Genomic DNA, 15,083 nt, shown 5'->3' with positions numbered 1-15,083 from the left:
CCAGTGCCGCCGAGCCGCAATGGCTGACGCGGCCCCTGGTGTTCCTGCACGGTGCGGCCATCGCCTTTTGGACGGGCGCGCTGGCGCCGCTCGGCCTTGCCTTGCGGTTCCAGCCGGCGGAGGCGCAGGTTTTCCTGCGACGGTTCTCGCGCGCCATCCTGCCCGTGGTCGCCGTGCTCGCCGCAAGCGGCATCGTGCTGGCGATCATCCAGGTGCAGACACCGGCTGCATTGATCAACACCGCCTATGGCCGCCTGCTGCTGCTGAAGCTCGCCTTGCTGCTGTTCCTGTTCACGCTCGCCTCCGTCAACCGCTGGACGCTGACCGCGCCGGCCGAAGCGGGCGACACGGAGGTGCAACGACGGCTGGTGCGCTCGATCGGCATCGAGACGCTGATCGTGCTCGCCATCTTCGGCGTCGCCGCCGGCTGGCGCTTCACGCCGCCGCCGCGCGCGCTGGCGATCGCCGCGGCGCAGCCGGTGTCGGTCCATATCCATACGCTGCAGGCGATGGCCGACCTCAGCATCACGCCCGGCCACGCCGGTCAGGTGGCCGCTTCGATGGTCATCATGACCGGCGATTTCGGTCCGCTCGACGCCAAGGCGGTGACGCTGGTACTGTCGAAGCCGGATTCCGGCATCGAGCCGATCAAGCGGCCGGCGACGAAACCCGGCGACGGCACCTGGCGGGTCGACAATCTCGTTATTCCACTGCCCGGTCGCTGGAACGCTCGGCTTGATATCCTCGTTTCGGATTTCGAGTTAGTGAAGATCGAGGCACCAATCGAAATTCGATCCGATTAGTCCGCCCTTCTCGCAATGATACAATTCGGCGAGGCGGTTGACGCGGTCGCGAAGGCCCGTCAATCATCCTTGCAAAAGCGACTTCCAACAAACGATCCGAAAGCAGGGAAGAAACGATGGAAAAAGCCGAAATCGGCCTTATCGGTCTTGGCACGATGGGCTCCAACCTGGCGCTCAACATCGCCGAGCACGGGCACCGCATCGCCGTCTTCAACCGGACGCGATCGCGCACCGATGCCTTTGTCGAGGGCGCAGGGTCGCTGAAGGACAGGATCGTCCCTTGCTACAGCCTGGAGGAACTTGCCGCGGCGATCCGGCCGCCTCGGCCGATCATCATCATGGTGCTGGCCGGCAAGCCGGTCGACGAGCAGATCGCGGCACTTCGCGGGGTGCTGTCGGCCAACGACATCGTCATCGACGCCGGCAATGCCAATTTCCGTGACACGATGCGGCGCTTTTCCGAACTCTCCGGCTCGGGCCTGACCTTCATCGGCATGGGCGTGTCCGGCGGCGAGGAGGGCGCGCGTCACGGGCCGTCGATCATGGTCGGCGGCACGGAGGAGTCCTGGAAGCGCGTTGAGAAGGTGCTGACGGCGATCTCAGCCAAATTCAAGGACGAGCCTTGCGCCGCCTGGCTCGGCACCGATGGCGCCGGCCATTTCGTCAAGACAATCCATAACGGCATCGAATATGCCGACATGCAGATGATCGCCGAGATCTACGGCATCCTGCGCGACGGGCTCGGCATGGGGCCGAAGGAGATCGGCAAGGTCTTCGAAGACTGGAACAAGGGCCGGCTCAACTCCTATCTGATCGAGATCACCGCCAAGGTTCTCGCCGCCGACGATCCGAAAACCGGCAAGCCGGTGGTCGACATCATCCTCGATCGTGCCGGCCAGAAGGGCACCGGCAAATGGTCGGTCATCGAGGCGCAGCAACTCGGCATTCCGGCGACAGCCATCGAGGCCGCGGTCGCTGCACGCGTGCTGTCCTCGATCAAGGACGAGCGGCAGGCGGCGGAAAAGGCCTACGGCAATATCGGCGTCGAGAAGATTTCCGGCGACAAGGCAGCCTTGCTGAAGGATCTCGAACTGGCGTTGTTCGCCGGCAAGATCGCGGCCTATGCGCAGGGCTTCGCCGTGATGAGCGGCGCCTCGAAGGAGTTCAACTGGAACCTGCCGATGCCGACCATCGCCAAGATCTGGCGCGCCGGCTGCATCATCCGCTCGCAGATGCTGGACACGATGGCGGAGGCTTTCGGGTCAGGCGGCGCTTCGACGAATCTTTTGATGGCGCCGGCCTTCATCGCCATGATGAAGGAGGCGCATCCGTCGCTCAGGCGCATCGTGGCCAAGGCCTCCGAGGCGGGCTCGCCGGTGCCGGCGCTGTCGTCGGCGCTCGCTTATTTCGACAGCTACCGCCAGGGCCGCGGCACGTCGAACCTCATCCAGGCGCAGCGTGATTTCTTCGGCGCGCACGGCTTCGAGCGGATCGGCGAGCAGGGGGCGTTCCATGGCCCGTGGGGCAGCGGGGCGAGTGGGTGAGACGAGCCGCCGCTCTCGCGGAACGTCTATTTCAGATATCCGATCACGAGCCGAGTGGCCTCATCAATGAGCGTTTCGGCCGCTTTGTTCGACAGCTTCTCAGAGCTGTGCAACACCGCGTTATGGGCCAGCGCTTCGATCGAAGTCACGCACACGAAGGCTGCAAGTCCAAGATCGGCCACGCGTAGCTCGTCGCTGTGGCTTTCGAGATAGCTCATGAAGAGAGCATGGGCTTCACGATTGAAGGCTTCCACGTTTTCGAGGCGTCCCGTGCGCGGAATCTGCTCGGCAAGGACACGATGCAGCTTGGGGTCGATGCGATGCGCCTCGATCGCGACGGCAACAAGTCGGCGCACTGCCGTCTCGATCGGCTGCGAGGCGACCTCCGCAAACACCCTCCGCACGACCTGCATGATATCCTGGTTGTGACGATCGATGACGGCAGCAACGAGCGCTTCCTTGCCCGGGTAATACTGGTAAAGCGAGCCGATGCTCACGCCGGCCTGTTCGGCGATCCGGTTGGTGCTGGCCCGGTCGAAACCGTCCCGGACCAGAATGCGAGCGGTCGCGTCGACAAGCGCGTCCACCGTCGCGCGCGACCTCTCCTGAGAGGCGTTCTTCCTTGGATTCGTGAGCGGCTTAGGTGCCATCTTCCAGTCGGTCCCAATGCGAGTAGACAATTGTGAGCTATCGCTCGCATTATGTCTACCAACGCTCCCCAACGATTTGGACGATGACAGATGCTCTATGGAACTGTTTTAGGAATCCATGCGTACGCCATGTGCGCCGCTTTGCTATTGTTCGTGGCGAACGAACTTCTGCTAGTTCCTGCCCGACGAGGTCAGCGAGGGCCGGCCAGACTGGCTTTCTTTGCCAGTCGTTTTGCAGGGCTTCTGGTGGTCGCCGGTGTGCTTGCCGGCATCGTCCTTGTCTTTCTTGGCGACTGGTCCCTGCTGACGCCGTGGCTGGTGGTGTCGCTTGCGCTGATCGCCGTCTTGATTGCGGTCGAGCACAAGCTCGTACGCCCCTGGGCGGCGCAGGCCCAGACAGCGCTCCGCGGCGCCATCTCTGGTGAAGAGATCAAAGCATTTGCTGGCGACAAACGCGCGCTAGCTGGACGCATAGCCATGATCACGATCTTTGCGCTCATTGTCGCCTTGATGACAGTGAAGCCCGAACTGAACCCCTTTGCATGATGATCGCCGTCATGGAGGCGCAGCGTCACTTTTCTCCCGAATGTCGGTAAGCCTGAACCTCGCCCGGTTTGCTGAGTGACTGCAATGAGCCGGGTTCCTTGCCGCCGATCCAGCCGAGCACCGCGCGGGCGAGCTCGGAGCCGGCGAGCCGGAAATTCTCGTTGACCACCAGCAGTTCGCGCCGGAACAGATGCAGCAGTTCCGACGATTGTTTCGACACCACATCAACATCGCGGCCGAGCTTCAGGCCGGCATCCTCGATGCCGGCGACAATGGCGAGCGTCGCCGCCGCGGCGCTGCTGACGAAGCCGTCCGGCCGATCCTCGCGCCGCATCAGCTGCGCGGTCCGCATCCTGATCTGCTCGATCGAATGGTCGATCGTGACGGTGTTGAACGGCACTTCGCTGGCGCCGACTTCGCTCAACGCATCGGTGAAACCGTCCACAGTGTGGCCGCGATAGGTCAGGCCGATGGGTGGCGTCAGCAAAGCGAGCCGGCGCCGGCCGATGCCGGCCAGATGCCGCACGGCTTCGCTGGCAAAAGCATAGTTGTCGAAGTCGTGATAGGGATGCACCAGTCCCATGTCGGTGCGGCCATGCGTGGCGAAGGGAATGCCGCGCTCCAGCATGTAGCGTGCTCTGGGGTCATTGGGCTGCGTGCGTGAAATGATGACGCCGTCGGCGGAGCCGGTCTCCACCAGGTAGCGCACCGGATCGAGCGGATCCTGCGAGCGCGAGTAGGGCGTGACGATCAGGTGATAGGGCGTGTCGGCGATCACTTCCGTGACGCCATAGATGATGTCTGAGACGAAGCTCATCAGCTCGTGCTCGGTGTTAAGCACCAGGCTGATGACATTGGTCTTGCCGGTCCTCAGCCTCACGCCGGCGCGGTTCGGGCGATAGCCGATCTGCTTGGCGACGAGCTGGACGCGCCGCCTGGTCTCGGCGCCGATCTCCGGCGCATCCTTAAGCGCGCGTGACACCGTCGTGACGCCGAGCCCGGTCATGAAGGCGAGCGTCTTCAGCGTCGGCCGTTCCTTAGCCGACGTGTCGTCGTCCTTCTCGCTTGCTCGTCTGTCCATCCGTCCCGCCCATCAGGCGCATAGCAGCCGCGAGGCCGACCGGCAATCGTGCGCATCGACATTTGCGCGGCTTCCAGCCCGTGGCACGGTTCAATATACTGAAACGTTACAGATTGCCAACGCCTGTGACCAACAGGCAGGCCGCAATCATTGCGGTCAGTGCCGACGGAGCGGGTTGAAAGCCACTGGAATCACAAAGAAATCTCAATTTCTCGCGGCTTCTGGCATCAACCGACTGGATTGGGCGCTGTCGGATCGCCATTGGAGAGGGATTTTGTTCGCGCTCCGAAAAAATCTCATGCCGTTTCCATTCGAGGGGGTTGCCTATGCCGGCCATTTGCCGTATCGAAAATCTGTAACGTTTCAGATTCTGGGAGGAACCGAAATGCGATACAAATTCCTGACTGCCGCGTTCGCCGCGACGGTCGCGCTGAACTTCGCCGGACCGGCGGGCGCGACCGACCTCGAAGTCACCCATTGGTGGACTTCGGGCGGCGAGGCGGCGGCGGTGGCTGAACTTGCCAAGGCATTCGATGCGACCGGCAATCACTGGGTCGACGGCGCCATCGCCGGCTCCGGCGGCACGGCGCGGCCGATCATGATCAGCCGCATCACCGGCGGCGACCCGATGGGCGCCACCCAGTTCAACCACGGCCGCCAGGCGGAGGAGCTTGTCCAGGCCGGGCTGATGCGCGACCTCACCGATCTCGCCACCAAGGACAAGTGGACGGAAATCGTGCGGCCGAAGAGCCTGCTCGACAGTTGCACCATCGACGGCAAGATCTATTGCGTGCCGGTCAACATCCATTCCTGGCAGTGGCTCTGGCTGTCGAACGAAGCCTTCCAGAAGGCTGGCGTGCCGATGCCGAAGGACTGGAATGAATTCGTGGCCGCCGCGCCGGCGCTGGAAAAGGCCGGCATTATCCCGCTCGCCGTCGGCGGGCAGCCCTGGCAGGCATCGGGCGCCTTCGACGTGCTGCTTGCCGCGGTCGGCGGCACCGACGCCTTCCTCAAGGTCTACAAGGAAAAGGACGCCAAATTCGCCGGCGGCCCTGAGATCGCCAAGGTGTTCAAGGCCGCCGACGACGCCCGCAAGATGGCTAAGAACACCAATGTGCAGGACTGGAACCAGGCGACCAATCTGGTCATCACCGGCAAGGCCGGTGGCCAGATCATGGGCGACTGGGCGCAGGGCGAATTCCAGGTCGCCGGCAAGACCGCCGGCAAGGATTATGCCTGCCTGCCCGGCCTTGGCCTGAACGAGGTCATCGCCACCGGCGGCGACGCCTTCTACTTCCCGCTGCTGAAGGATGCCGACAAGTCCAAGGCGCAGGAAGTTCTGGCCGAGACCCTGCTCGATCCGAAGACCCAGGTCGCCTTCAATCTCAAGAAGGGTTCGCTGCCGGTGCGCGGCGACGTCGACCTCAACACGGCGAACGACTGCATGAAGAAGGGTCTCGCCATCTTGGCCAAGGGCGCCGTCATCCCGTGGACGGACCAGCTGCTCTCGCAGGACAGCCAGAAGCAGAAGGAGGATCTGTTCTCCGAATTCTTCGCCAAGCCCGACATGACGCTCGAAGAGGCGCAGAAGCGCTTCGCCGGCATCATCGCCTCGGCCGATTGATCGACGGCGCCCCCGCCAGCTCCCGGCCCCTGCCTATCCCGGGTCGGGAGCATGATGTCCTCATTGTCCCAGCGCGGCTGCCGAGATGAGCAACAGCGAACGCCCGAACCAACTCTTCCGCAATCTCAATGCCAAGGTCGCGTCGATCCCGATGATCCTGACCGCGCTCGTGGTCTTCGTCGGCGGCACGGCCTGGACGGTGCTCTATTCCTTCACCAATTCGAAGCTGCTGCCGCGGCTGAATTTCGTCGGGCTCGACCAGTACTATCGATTGTGGGCGACGCCGCGCTGGCTGGTGTCGATCGAGAACCTTCTGATCTACGGCGTGATCGCGCTGGTGTTCTCGTTGGTCATCGGCTTCGTCCTCGCAGCACTCCTCGATCAGAAGATCCGCTTCGAGGACACGTTCCGCACCATCTTCCTCTATCCGTTCGCGCTCTCCTTCATCGTCACCGGGCTGGTCTGGCAGTGGCTGCTCAATCCGGATTTCGGCATCCAGCGCGTGGTGCGCGACCTCGGCTGGACGAGCTTCAGCTTCGACCCGCTCTATAATTCCAGCATCGTCATCTACGGCATTTCGATCGCCGCGCTCTGGCAAGGCACGGGACTGATCATGTGCCTGATGCTGGCCGGCCTGCGCGGCATCGACGAGGATATCTGGAAGGCCGCGCGGGTCGACGGCATACCGATGTGGAAGACCTATCTCTTCATCGTCATCCCGATGATGCGGCCGGTCTTCATCACCACGCTGGTGATCATCGCCGCCGGCATCGTCAAGGTCTACGACCTCGTCGTAGCCCAGACCAGCGGCGGCCCGGGCATCGCCTCCGAGGTGCCGGCAAAATACGTCTACGACTACATGTTCTTCGCCCAGAATCTCGGCCAGGGCTTTGCGGCCTCGACCATGATGCTGCTCTCGGTGGTGATCGTCATCGTGCCATGGGCCTATCTCGAATTCGGAGGCAAGAAGCGTGGCTGACGTTTCCGTCGCCGCCGAAGCGGCTGCCATCAGATCCGCAGCGTCCGGACCGAGCGGGCCGAAGCCGCGGCATGCGCTCTCGCGTCGCAACATCTTTCTCTACGGAACGCTCCTCGTCGTGGCGCTCTATTATCTTTTGCCGCTCTACGTGATGGTGGTGACCTCGCTCAAAGGCATGCCGGAAATCCGCCTCGGCAATATCTTCTCGCCGCCGTTGGAGATCACCTTCGAGCCTTGGGTCAAAGCCTGGTCGCAAGCCTGCACCGGCCTCAATTGCGACGGGCTCTCGCGCGGCTTCTGGAATTCGGTGCGCATCACCGTGCCGTCGGTGCTGCTGTCGATCGCGATCGCCTCGGTGAACGGTTATGCCTTGGCCAACTGGCGCTTCAAGGGCGCCGACACCTTCTTCGTCATCCTGATCGTCGGCGCCTTCATCCCCTATCAGGTGATGATCTATCCGATCGTCATCATCCTGCGCGAGATCGGCATCTACGGCACGCTCACCGGGCTGGTGATCGTGCATTCGATCTTCGGCATGCCGATCCTGACGCTTTTGTTCCGCAATTATTTCACGTCGATGCCTGAGGAGCTGTTCCGCGCTGCGCGCGTCGACGGCGCCGGCTTCTGGGGCATTTACCTGCGCATCATGCTGCCGATGTCGCTGCCGATCTTCGTCGTCGCCATCATCTTGCAGGTGACCGGTATCTGGAACGACTTCCTGTTCGGCGTCGTCTACACCCGTCCCGACACCTATCCGATGACGGTGCAGCTCAACAATATCGTCAATTCGGTGCAGGGCGTGAAGGAATACAACGTCAACATGGCCGCCACCATCCTGACCGGCCTCGTGCCGCTCATCGTCTACTTCGTTTCCGGCAAGCTCTTCGTGCGCGGCATCGCCGCCGGCGCGGTGAAAGGATGATGATGGCTGCAATCGCCGATCCCAGCGTTTCGATCCAGAACCTGTCGCTGAATTTCGGCTCGGTCTCGGTTCTGCAGACGCTCAATCTGGACGTCGCCGAGGGCGAGTTCATCGTGCTGCTCGGGCCGTCGGGCTGCGGCAAGTCGACCTTGCTCAACTGCATCGCCGGCCTGCTCGACATTTCGGAAGGCCGCATCTTCATCAAGGGCAAGAACGTCACCTGGGAGGAGCCGAAGGACCGCGGCATCGGCATGGTGTTCCAGTCCTATGCGCTCTATCCGCAGATGACGGTGGAGAAGAACCTCTCGTTCGGGCTGCGCGTTGCCGGCGTGCCGAAGGATGAGATCGCCAAACGCATCGCGCGGGCGGCGGAGATCCTGCAGATCGAGCCGCTGTTGCAGCGCAAGCCTTCGGCGCTTTCCGGCGGCCAGCGGCAGCGCGTGGCGATCGGGCGGGCGCTGGTGCGTGACGTCGACGTGTTCCTGTTCGACGAGCCGCTGTCCAACCTCGACGCCAAGCTGCGCTCGGAACTGCGCGTCGAGATCAAGCTTTTGCACCGCAAGCTCGAGAATACCATGATCTACGTCACCCACGACCAGATCGAGGCGATGACGCTCGCCGACCGCATCGCCGTCATGAGGGGCGGGGTCATCCAGCAGCTCGACGCGCCGCAGACGATCTACAATCGCCCGGTCAACCGCTTCGTCGCCGGCTTCCTCGGTTCGCCGGCGATGAATTTTATCAACGGGCACCTGGAAGCGGGCGAGGCGCCGGTGTTCAAGGCCGACGGTGTTTCGGTGCCACTTGGCCGCTATCAGTTCGATAACGAAAGCGGACGCGCCGCCAAGCCTTGCGTGTTCGGCATCCGGCCGGAGCACATCGAATTTGGCGAAGCCGCCAGGGCCATGCCGTTCACCGCCGAGTCGACGGTCGAGATCGTCGACCCGATGGGCTCCGACACGCTGGTGTGGACGAAGCTCGGCGGCCAGATCATCTCCTTCCGCGTCGAAGCCGACAAGACGCTGCGCAACGGCGATGCGATCCGCATCGGCTTCGATCCGGCGCGTGCCTCGCTGTTCGACGCCGAGACCGACAATCGCCTTTAACCTCCCCAAGACCAAACAGAACGGACAGGACAGATGAACTGGTCATTCCAACTCTACAGCGCCCGCAATTTCCAGCCATGGGACGGCGTGCTGAAAATGCTCGGCGAGCTCGGCTACAAGGAAGTCGAAGGCTTTGGCGGCGTCTATGACGATCCCAAGGCATTCCGCGCCGAGCTCGATAAGAACGGGCTCGCCATGCCGACCGGGCATTTTTCGATCGAGGCACTCGAGAAGGATTTCGACGGCGTGCGAAAAATCGCCGATGCGCTTGGCGTCAAGCTGCTGATCTGCCCCTACCTGATGCCCGATGCGCGGCCGGGCGATGCCGCCGGCTGGCGCGGCTTCGGCGAGCGGCTCGCCAAGGTCGGCGAGGCCGCGGAGAAGGCCGGCTACGGCTTTGCCTGGCACAACCATGATTTCGAATTCAAGGCGCTCGCCGACGGCTCGCTGCCGCAGGATCATATCCTGTCCGCGGCGCCCGATATCGGCTGGGAGATGGACGTCGCCTGGGTGGTGCGCGGCGGCGCCGATCCGCTGCCCTGGATCGAGAAGCACGGCAAGCGCATCAATGCCGTCCACGTCAAGGACATGGCCAAGCCCGGCGAAGGGCTGGACGAGGACGGCTGGTCGGATGTGGGTCACGGCACCATCGACTGGCCCGGCCTGATCAAGGCGTTGCGCGCCAAGAGCGCGGCGCAGTATTTCGTCATGGAGCAGGACAACCCCAACGACATCGAGCGCTTCGCCCGTCGCTCGATCGAATCCGTCAAGAATTACTAGGACATACCATCATGGCAAACAAACTTGGCGTAGGCGTCATCGGCTGCGGCAACATCTCGAAGGCGTATTTCTCGCTGGCGCCGCTGTTCCGCGGCATCAAGATGCGCGCCTGCGCGGATATCAACATGGATGCGGCGAAGATGCGGGCGAAGGAGTTCAAGCTCCGCGCCGAGACGGTCGACGACCTTCTCAAGGACGACGAGATCGACATCATCGTTAACCTTACTATTCCGGCCGTGCACTACGAAGTGTCGAAAGCGGTGCTCGAGGCCGGCAAGCACGTCTATTCGGAAAAGCCCTTCGTGCTGTCGATCGAGGAGGGGCTCGACCTCAAGAAACTGGCTGAGAAGAAAGGGCTGCGCATCGGATCGGCGCCGGACACGTTCTTCGGCGGCGCGCATCAGCTGGCGCGCGAGCTGATCGACAGCGGCAAGCTCGGCAAGATCACCAGCGGCACCTGCCATGTCATGGGCCACGGCATGGAACACTGGCACCCCAATCCGGACTTCTTCTTCCAGCCGGGCGCCGGGCCGGTGCTCGACATCGGTCCGTACTATGTCACCAACCTGATCCAGCTGATCGGGCCGGTGAAGCAGGTGGCGGCTTTTGCGGCGACGCCAGCCAAGGAGCGGACTATCAGCTCCAAACCGCGCGCGGGCGAAAAGATCCCGGTCAACACGCCGACCACCATCCATGCGCTGCTCGAATTCGCGAATGGCGCGGTGGTGACGCTCAACACCAGCTGGGACGTCTGGAGCCACGGCCACGCGCCGATGGAGCTCTATGGCGAGGCGGGCACCGTCTTCGTGCCGGACCCGAACTTCTTCGGCGGCGAGGTGCGCTTCACCGACGCGACCAAGCCGGTGAAGAAGCTGCCGAAGTGGGATCATCCGTTCGGTGTGCCCAACGAGATGCACGGTCACGGCATGATGGCGAACTACCGCACCGCCGGCCTTGCCGACATGGCGATCGCGATCGCCGAAGGGCGGCCGCACCGCTGTTCGATGGAGCTGGCGCTGCACGCCGTCGACGTCATGACCGGCATCCTGCGCTCCGGCGAAAGCGGCAAGTTCGTCGCCATGCAGACAACCTGCGAGCGGCCGGCGGCGCTTGGCATCAAGGAAGCCAAGGCGCTGCTGGCGAAGAAGAAGTAGGTGGCAACTACCCTCTCCCCGTTTCGTCGGGGAGAGGGTATGGATGGGGACAAGCATCGATTCAAATTCGCCGCGGCGCTCGCCGCGTCGCTTCGATTCCGAGGATTTCCCCATGCCCTATGTCGCCGCCGAGAACCGCTACGAGAAGATGATCTACAACCGCTGCGGGCGGTCCGGCCTCAAGCTGCCGGCCATCTCGCTCGGGCTGTGGCACAATTTCGGCAACGACACGCCGCACAGGACCAAGCAGGCGATCGTGCGCAAGGCCTTCGACCTCGGCATCACGCATTTCGACCTCGCCAACAATTACGGCCCGCCGCCCGGCTCGGCCGAGACCGCGTTCGGCGAGATCCTGCGCACCGATTTCGCCGGCTATCGCGACGAGCTGATCATCTCGACCAAGGCGGGCTATGAGATGTGGGCCGGCCCTTATGGCGAATGGGGCAGCCGCAAATATGTGCTGGCGAGCCTCGACCAGAGCCTCAAGCGAATGGGGCTGGACTATGTCGACATCTTCTATTCCCACCGCTTCGACCCCGAGACGCCGCTGGAAGAAACCATGGGCGCGCTCGATCATGCCGTGCGTTCGGGCAAGGCGCTCTATGCCGGCATCTCCTCCTACAATTCGCAGCGCACGCGCGAGGCGGCCGACATATTGAGGCAACTCGGTACGCCTTGCCTGATCCACCAGCCGAGCTATTCGATGCTCAACCGCTGGGTGGAGGAGGATGGGCTTCTGGACACGCTGGAGGGGCTCGGCATCGGCTCGATCGTGTTCTCGCCGCTGGCGCAAGGCATGCTGACCGACAAATATGTCGGCGGCATCCCGGAAGGCAGCCGCGCATCCCAAGGCAAGTCGCTGCGTCCGGCCTTCATCAACGACAAGTCGATCGCCAATATCAAGGCGCTCAACGCCATCGCCGGACGGCGCGGCCAGACGTTGGCGCAGATGGCGCTGGCCTGGGTATTGCGCAAGGGACGCGTGACCACGGCGCTGATCGGCGCCAGCCGGCCCGAACAGGTCGAGGATTGCGTCGGGGCGCTCAAGGCGCTCGAGTTCAGCGATGCCGAACTGGCCGAGATCGACACCTACGCACGCGAGGCCGACATCAACCTTTGGGCGGCATCCGCCGAGCGCAAGGGACCGTCGCGCAAGTAGTGGCCGCGCCGGGCGGCCGACTGCGGAAACAGTGGCAAAAATGCTCGATCGTCGCTATCTCATGGACCTGAGACCGTTTGCGTGCACAATCGACTCGCGAAACGGCGCGACGACCGGACGGACAAGATGACGGCAAGGGATACGCTGACCAAGAACCAGCTGTGCGTGCTCGAGAAGCTCGAAGCCGCCAGCGGGCCGCTCAGCGCCTATATGCTGCTCGACCAGCTGCGCGAGCGCGGCTTCCGGGCGCCGCTGCAGGTCTACCGCGCGCTCGACACGCTGGTAAAGTCGGGCTTTGTGCACCGGCTGGAAAGCCTCAACTCCTTCGTCGCCTGCGCCGAGCCGCACGACCACAGCCATTCGATGACCGCCTTCGCCATCTGCGACAGCTGCGGCCAGGTAACCGAGATGTCCGACCACGATGTCGACCACCGGCTGGACGAATGGGTGCGCTCGACGGGTTTCGCCGCCAAGAAGGCGGTGATCGAGTTTCGGGGGGTTTGCGCCAAGTGCAGGGCCGAGGCGGCTTAACGCAGCGTAGCATAAAAACTCTTTAAGCCGGCGGGACAGCGCCCCCCTCTGTCCTGCCGGACATCTCCACCATTTGGGGCGAGATTGGCAACTCCGCCCATGCCAACATTCCTGCACCGCTGGCGATTGGCGAAAACGGCGGCGACATCTGATCTCCCAAATGGTGGAGATGTCCGGCAGGACGCGAAGGATCGCTACGGCTGGCTTGCTGTGCGTGAAGGCGGAAAACTCAATGCGCCTCGTCCCAGTTGTCGGCGGCCCGCGCATCGACATGCAGCGGCACCGACATCGAGACGGCCGGCATCGGCGCGTTTTCCATGACGCGGCGCACGACGGGGATCGTCGCCTCGACCTCCGCTTCCACCGTTTCGAAGATCAGTTCGTCGTGGACCTGAAGCAGCATGCGGGCCGAAAGCTTCGCCTTCTCCAGCGCTTCTTCCATATGCACCATGGCGCGGCGGATGATGTCGGCGGCGGTGCCCTGGAGCCTCGCATTGATCGAGGCGCGCTCGTTGAAGGCGCGGACCGATGGATTGGAGGACCTTATCTCCGGATAGTGGATGCGGCGGCCGAAGATCGTTTCGACGAAGCCGTATTCGCGCGCATAGGCTTTGGTTTCCTCGATATAGTCGCGGATGCCCGGGAAGCGCTCGAAGTAGCGCTTGATGTAGGCGCTCGCCTCCTCGCGAGGGATCGACAGCTGGTTGGCGAGGCCGAAGGCCGAGATGCCGTAAATGATGCCGAAATTGATCGCCTTGGCGCGCCGGCGCACTTCCGAAGGCATGCCTTCGACCGGCACGTTGAACATTTCCGACGCCGTGATGGCATGGATGTCGGCGCCGTCGGCGAAGGCCTGCTTGAGTTGAGGGATCTCGGCGACATGGGCAAGCACGCGCAATTCGATCTGGCTGTAGTCGGCCGAAACCAGCTTGTGGCCCTTTTCGGCGATGAAGGCGGTCCTGATCTTGCGGCCTTCCGCGGTACGCACCGGGATGTTCTGCAGATTGGGATCGGATGAGGACAGGCGGCCGGTCGTGGTCGCCGCCAGAGCGTATGAGGTATGGACGCGGTTGGTGCCGGGGTTGATGAAGCCCGGCAGCGCGTCGGTATAGGTCGATTTCAGCTTGGTGAGTTGGCGCCAGTCGACGATCTTGCGCGGCAGCTCGTGGCCCTCGGCGGCGAGGTCTTCCAGAAGCTGCGCCGAGGTCGACCACTGACCTGTCTTGGTTTTGGACCCGCCCGGCAGGCCCATCCTGCCGAACAATATGTCGCCGAGCTGTTTCGGCGAGCCGATGTTGATGCGCTCGCCGACGATCCCGTAGATTTCCTCCTCGACACGGGCGGCGCCTTGCGCCAGCTCGCCCGACAGCCTGGAGAGGATCTGGCGATCGACCGAAATGCCGCGCTGCTCCATCCGGGCGAGCACAGGCACCAGCGGGCGCTCCAGCCGTTCATAGACGGAAACCAGGCCCTTGGCGGCAAGCCTGGGCTTCAGCAACTGCCAGAGCCGCAGCGCCAGGTCGGCCTGCTCGCCGGCATAGGCGGTCGCCCGCCCGATGTCGACCTGGTCGAAGCCGACGGCGCTCTTTCCCGAGCCGGCAAGCTCCTTCTTCGAGGCCGGGGCATGGCCGAGCCACTTCTCCGACAGCGAGGCGAGGTCGTGGCCGCCGGACGTGCCGGCATCGAGCACGTAGGAGACCAGCATCGTGTCGTCGAACGGCCCGACCTCGATGCCATGCCGGCTCATCACGACGATATCGTATTTCATGTCCTGCACGATCTTGAGGACCGACCTGTCCTCGAGCAGGGGCTTGAGCAGCGCCAGCGCTTCACGGACCGGGATCTGGTCCGACAGAAGGCCGCCGCCAAGCAGGTCGCCATTGCCGCTCATGTGGGCGAGCGGCAAGTAGACAGCCCGGCCCGGCGCGACCGCCATGGAGAGGCCGACCAAGTCGGCCTGCATCGGGTCGGACGAGGTGGTCTCGGCGTCGAAGGCCAGGATGCCGGCTTCCTTCGCCTCGGCGATCCAAGCATTCAGCGCGGCCGTATCGCGAATGGCAACGTAGGCCGAAGGGTCGATCCTGCGCGCCGTCGCCTGTTCCAGCCGCAGCGCCGAGAGCAGGGAAGGGGTGTCGCCCTGCGGCGGAGCATCCTCGCCCCCGACAGGTGGAGCGGCCGGCTTCGCGGCGCCGTTCGGCGTCGCC

At 63.5% G+C, this 15,083-nt stretch carries 14 protein-coding genes; 11 read left to right on the top strand and 3 right to left on the bottom strand.

Annotated elements, in window-relative coordinates; genetic code table 11:
- Together DH10_RS20735 and gndA are read left to right on the top strand one after the other, a co-directional pair.
- A partial coding sequence (locus tag DH10_RS20735; RefSeq protein ID WP_192385277.1) for a copper resistance D family protein occupies positions 1-803 on the top strand: 803 nt, incomplete at its 5' end.
- Positions 804-919: 116 nt separating this feature from the next.
- Positions 920-2,347 carry an NADP-dependent phosphogluconate dehydrogenase gene (gene gndA, locus DH10_RS20730; protein ID WP_192253110.1) on the top strand — a complete coding sequence of 476 codons (1,428 nt, stop codon included), beginning with the start codon at positions 920-922 and terminating at the stop codon, positions 2,345-2,347.
- 26 nt (positions 2,348-2,373) lie between these two features.
- On the opposite strand, the gene DH10_RS20725 is transcribed toward gndA, so the two are convergent.
- The gene (locus tag DH10_RS20725) at positions 2,374-2,934 is read right to left on the bottom strand and encodes a TetR/AcrR family transcriptional regulator (protein ID WP_343221594.1); all 561 of its coding nucleotides are present in this window, start codon (positions 2,932-2,934) and stop codon (positions 2,374-2,376) included.
- 153 nt (positions 2,935-3,087) lie between these two features.
- On the opposite strand from DH10_RS20725, the gene DH10_RS20720 reads away from it, so the two are divergent.
- A complete protein-coding gene (locus DH10_RS20720) occupies positions 3,088-3,543 on the top strand; it encodes a DUF2269 family protein (protein WP_192253104.1) in 456 nt (151 codons plus the stop codon).
- Positions 3,544-3,568: 25 nt separating this feature from the next.
- Here the strand turns inward: DH10_RS20720 and DH10_RS20715 are convergent, their stop codons facing one another.
- Entirely contained in the window at positions 3,569-4,624 is a 1,056-nt protein-coding gene (locus tag DH10_RS20715) for a LacI family transcriptional regulator (RefSeq protein WP_192253101.1), read from the bottom strand.
- Between the two features lie 385 nt (positions 4,625-5,009).
- Between DH10_RS20715 and DH10_RS20710 the strand changes: the two genes are divergently transcribed.
- The 8 genes from DH10_RS20710 to DH10_RS20675 all read left to right on the top strand — a co-directional run bounded on the left by DH10_RS20710 (position 5,010) and on the right by DH10_RS20675 (position 12,879).
- The gene (locus tag DH10_RS20710) at positions 5,010-6,248 is read left to right on the top strand and encodes an ABC transporter substrate-binding protein (protein ID WP_192253098.1); all 1,239 of its coding nucleotides are present in this window, start codon (positions 5,010-5,012) and stop codon (positions 6,246-6,248) included.
- Positions 6,249-6,333: 85 nt separating this feature from the next.
- On the top strand, positions 6,334-7,227 hold the full coding sequence (locus DH10_RS20705) for a carbohydrate ABC transporter permease (protein ID WP_192253096.1): 894 nt from the start codon (positions 6,334-6,336) through the stop codon (positions 7,225-7,227).
- Positions 7,220-8,149, top strand: a complete 930-nt coding sequence (locus DH10_RS20700) for a carbohydrate ABC transporter permease (RefSeq protein WP_192253093.1) — start codon at positions 7,220-7,222, stop codon at positions 8,147-8,149. Before DH10_RS20705 ends, DH10_RS20700 begins: the two co-directional genes overlap by 8 nt.
- A gap of 2 nt (positions 8,150-8,151) precedes the next feature.
- Positions 8,152-9,255: an ABC transporter ATP-binding protein gene (locus tag DH10_RS20695; protein ID WP_192253367.1), complete on the top strand. Its 1,104-nt coding sequence runs from the start codon at positions 8,152-8,154 to the stop codon at positions 9,253-9,255.
- 33 nt (positions 9,256-9,288) lie between these two features.
- Complete coding sequence (locus DH10_RS20690) at positions 9,289-10,035, top strand: sugar phosphate isomerase/epimerase family protein (RefSeq protein ID WP_192253090.1); 747 nt, start codon at positions 9,289-9,291, stop codon at positions 10,033-10,035.
- Between the two features lie 11 nt (positions 10,036-10,046).
- Positions 10,047-11,189, top strand: coding sequence for a Gfo/Idh/MocA family protein (locus tag DH10_RS20685; protein WP_192253087.1), 1,143 nt, complete (start codon positions 10,047-10,049; stop codon positions 11,187-11,189).
- A gap of 112 nt (positions 11,190-11,301) precedes the next feature.
- A complete protein-coding gene (mgrA, locus tag DH10_RS20680; protein ID WP_192253364.1) occupies positions 11,302-12,348 on the top strand; it encodes an L-glyceraldehyde 3-phosphate reductase in 1,047 nt (348 codons plus the stop codon).
- Positions 12,349-12,474: 126 nt separating this feature from the next.
- The gene (locus tag DH10_RS20675; RefSeq protein ID WP_040972454.1) at positions 12,475-12,879 is read left to right on the top strand and encodes a Fur family transcriptional regulator; all 405 of its coding nucleotides are present in this window, start codon (positions 12,475-12,477) and stop codon (positions 12,877-12,879) included.
- 229 nt (positions 12,880-13,108) lie between these two features.
- Here DH10_RS20675 and polA read toward each other — a convergent pair.
- On the bottom strand, positions 13,109-15,083 hold a 1,975-nt coding region (gene polA, locus DH10_RS20670; RefSeq protein ID WP_192385275.1), incomplete at its 5' end, for a DNA polymerase I.

Origin of the sequence: Mesorhizobium silamurunense, assembly GCF_014843825.1 — a bacterium.
Taxonomy (GTDB): Bacteria; Pseudomonadota; Alphaproteobacteria; order Rhizobiales; family Rhizobiaceae; genus Mesorhizobium; species Mesorhizobium silamurunense.
This window is presented reverse-complemented; position numbering and strand designations above follow the sequence as displayed.

Excerpts from the sequence above, each read along its gene's own strand:
- gndA (WP_192253110.1), top strand. The coding sequence starts at position 920 with ATGGAAAAAGCCGAAATCGGCCTTATCGGTCTTGGCACGATGGGCTCC.
- DH10_RS20720 (WP_192253104.1), top strand. The coding sequence starts at position 3,088 with ATGCTCTATGGAACTGTTTTAGGAATCCATGCGTACGCCATGTGCGCC.
- DH10_RS20715 (WP_192253101.1), bottom strand. The coding sequence starts at position 4,624 with ATGGACAGACGAGCAAGCGAGAAGGACGACGACACGTCGGCTAAGGAA.
- DH10_RS20710 (WP_192253098.1), top strand. The coding sequence starts at position 5,010 with ATGCGATACAAATTCCTGACTGCCGCGTTCGCCGCGACGGTCGCGCTG.
- DH10_RS20705 (WP_192253096.1), top strand. The coding sequence starts at position 6,334 with ATGAGCAACAGCGAACGCCCGAACCAACTCTTCCGCAATCTCAATGCC.
- DH10_RS20695 (WP_192253367.1), top strand. The coding sequence starts at position 8,152 with ATGGCTGCAATCGCCGATCCCAGCGTTTCGATCCAGAACCTGTCGCTG.
- DH10_RS20690 (WP_192253090.1), top strand. The coding sequence starts at position 9,289 with ATGAACTGGTCATTCCAACTCTACAGCGCCCGCAATTTCCAGCCATGG.
- DH10_RS20685 (WP_192253087.1), top strand. The coding sequence starts at position 10,047 with ATGGCAAACAAACTTGGCGTAGGCGTCATCGGCTGCGGCAACATCTCG.
- mgrA (WP_192253364.1), top strand. The coding sequence starts at position 11,302 with ATGCCCTATGTCGCCGCCGAGAACCGCTACGAGAAGATGATCTACAAC.
- DH10_RS20675 (WP_040972454.1), top strand. The coding sequence starts at position 12,475 with ATGACGGCAAGGGATACGCTGACCAAGAACCAGCTGTGCGTGCTCGAG.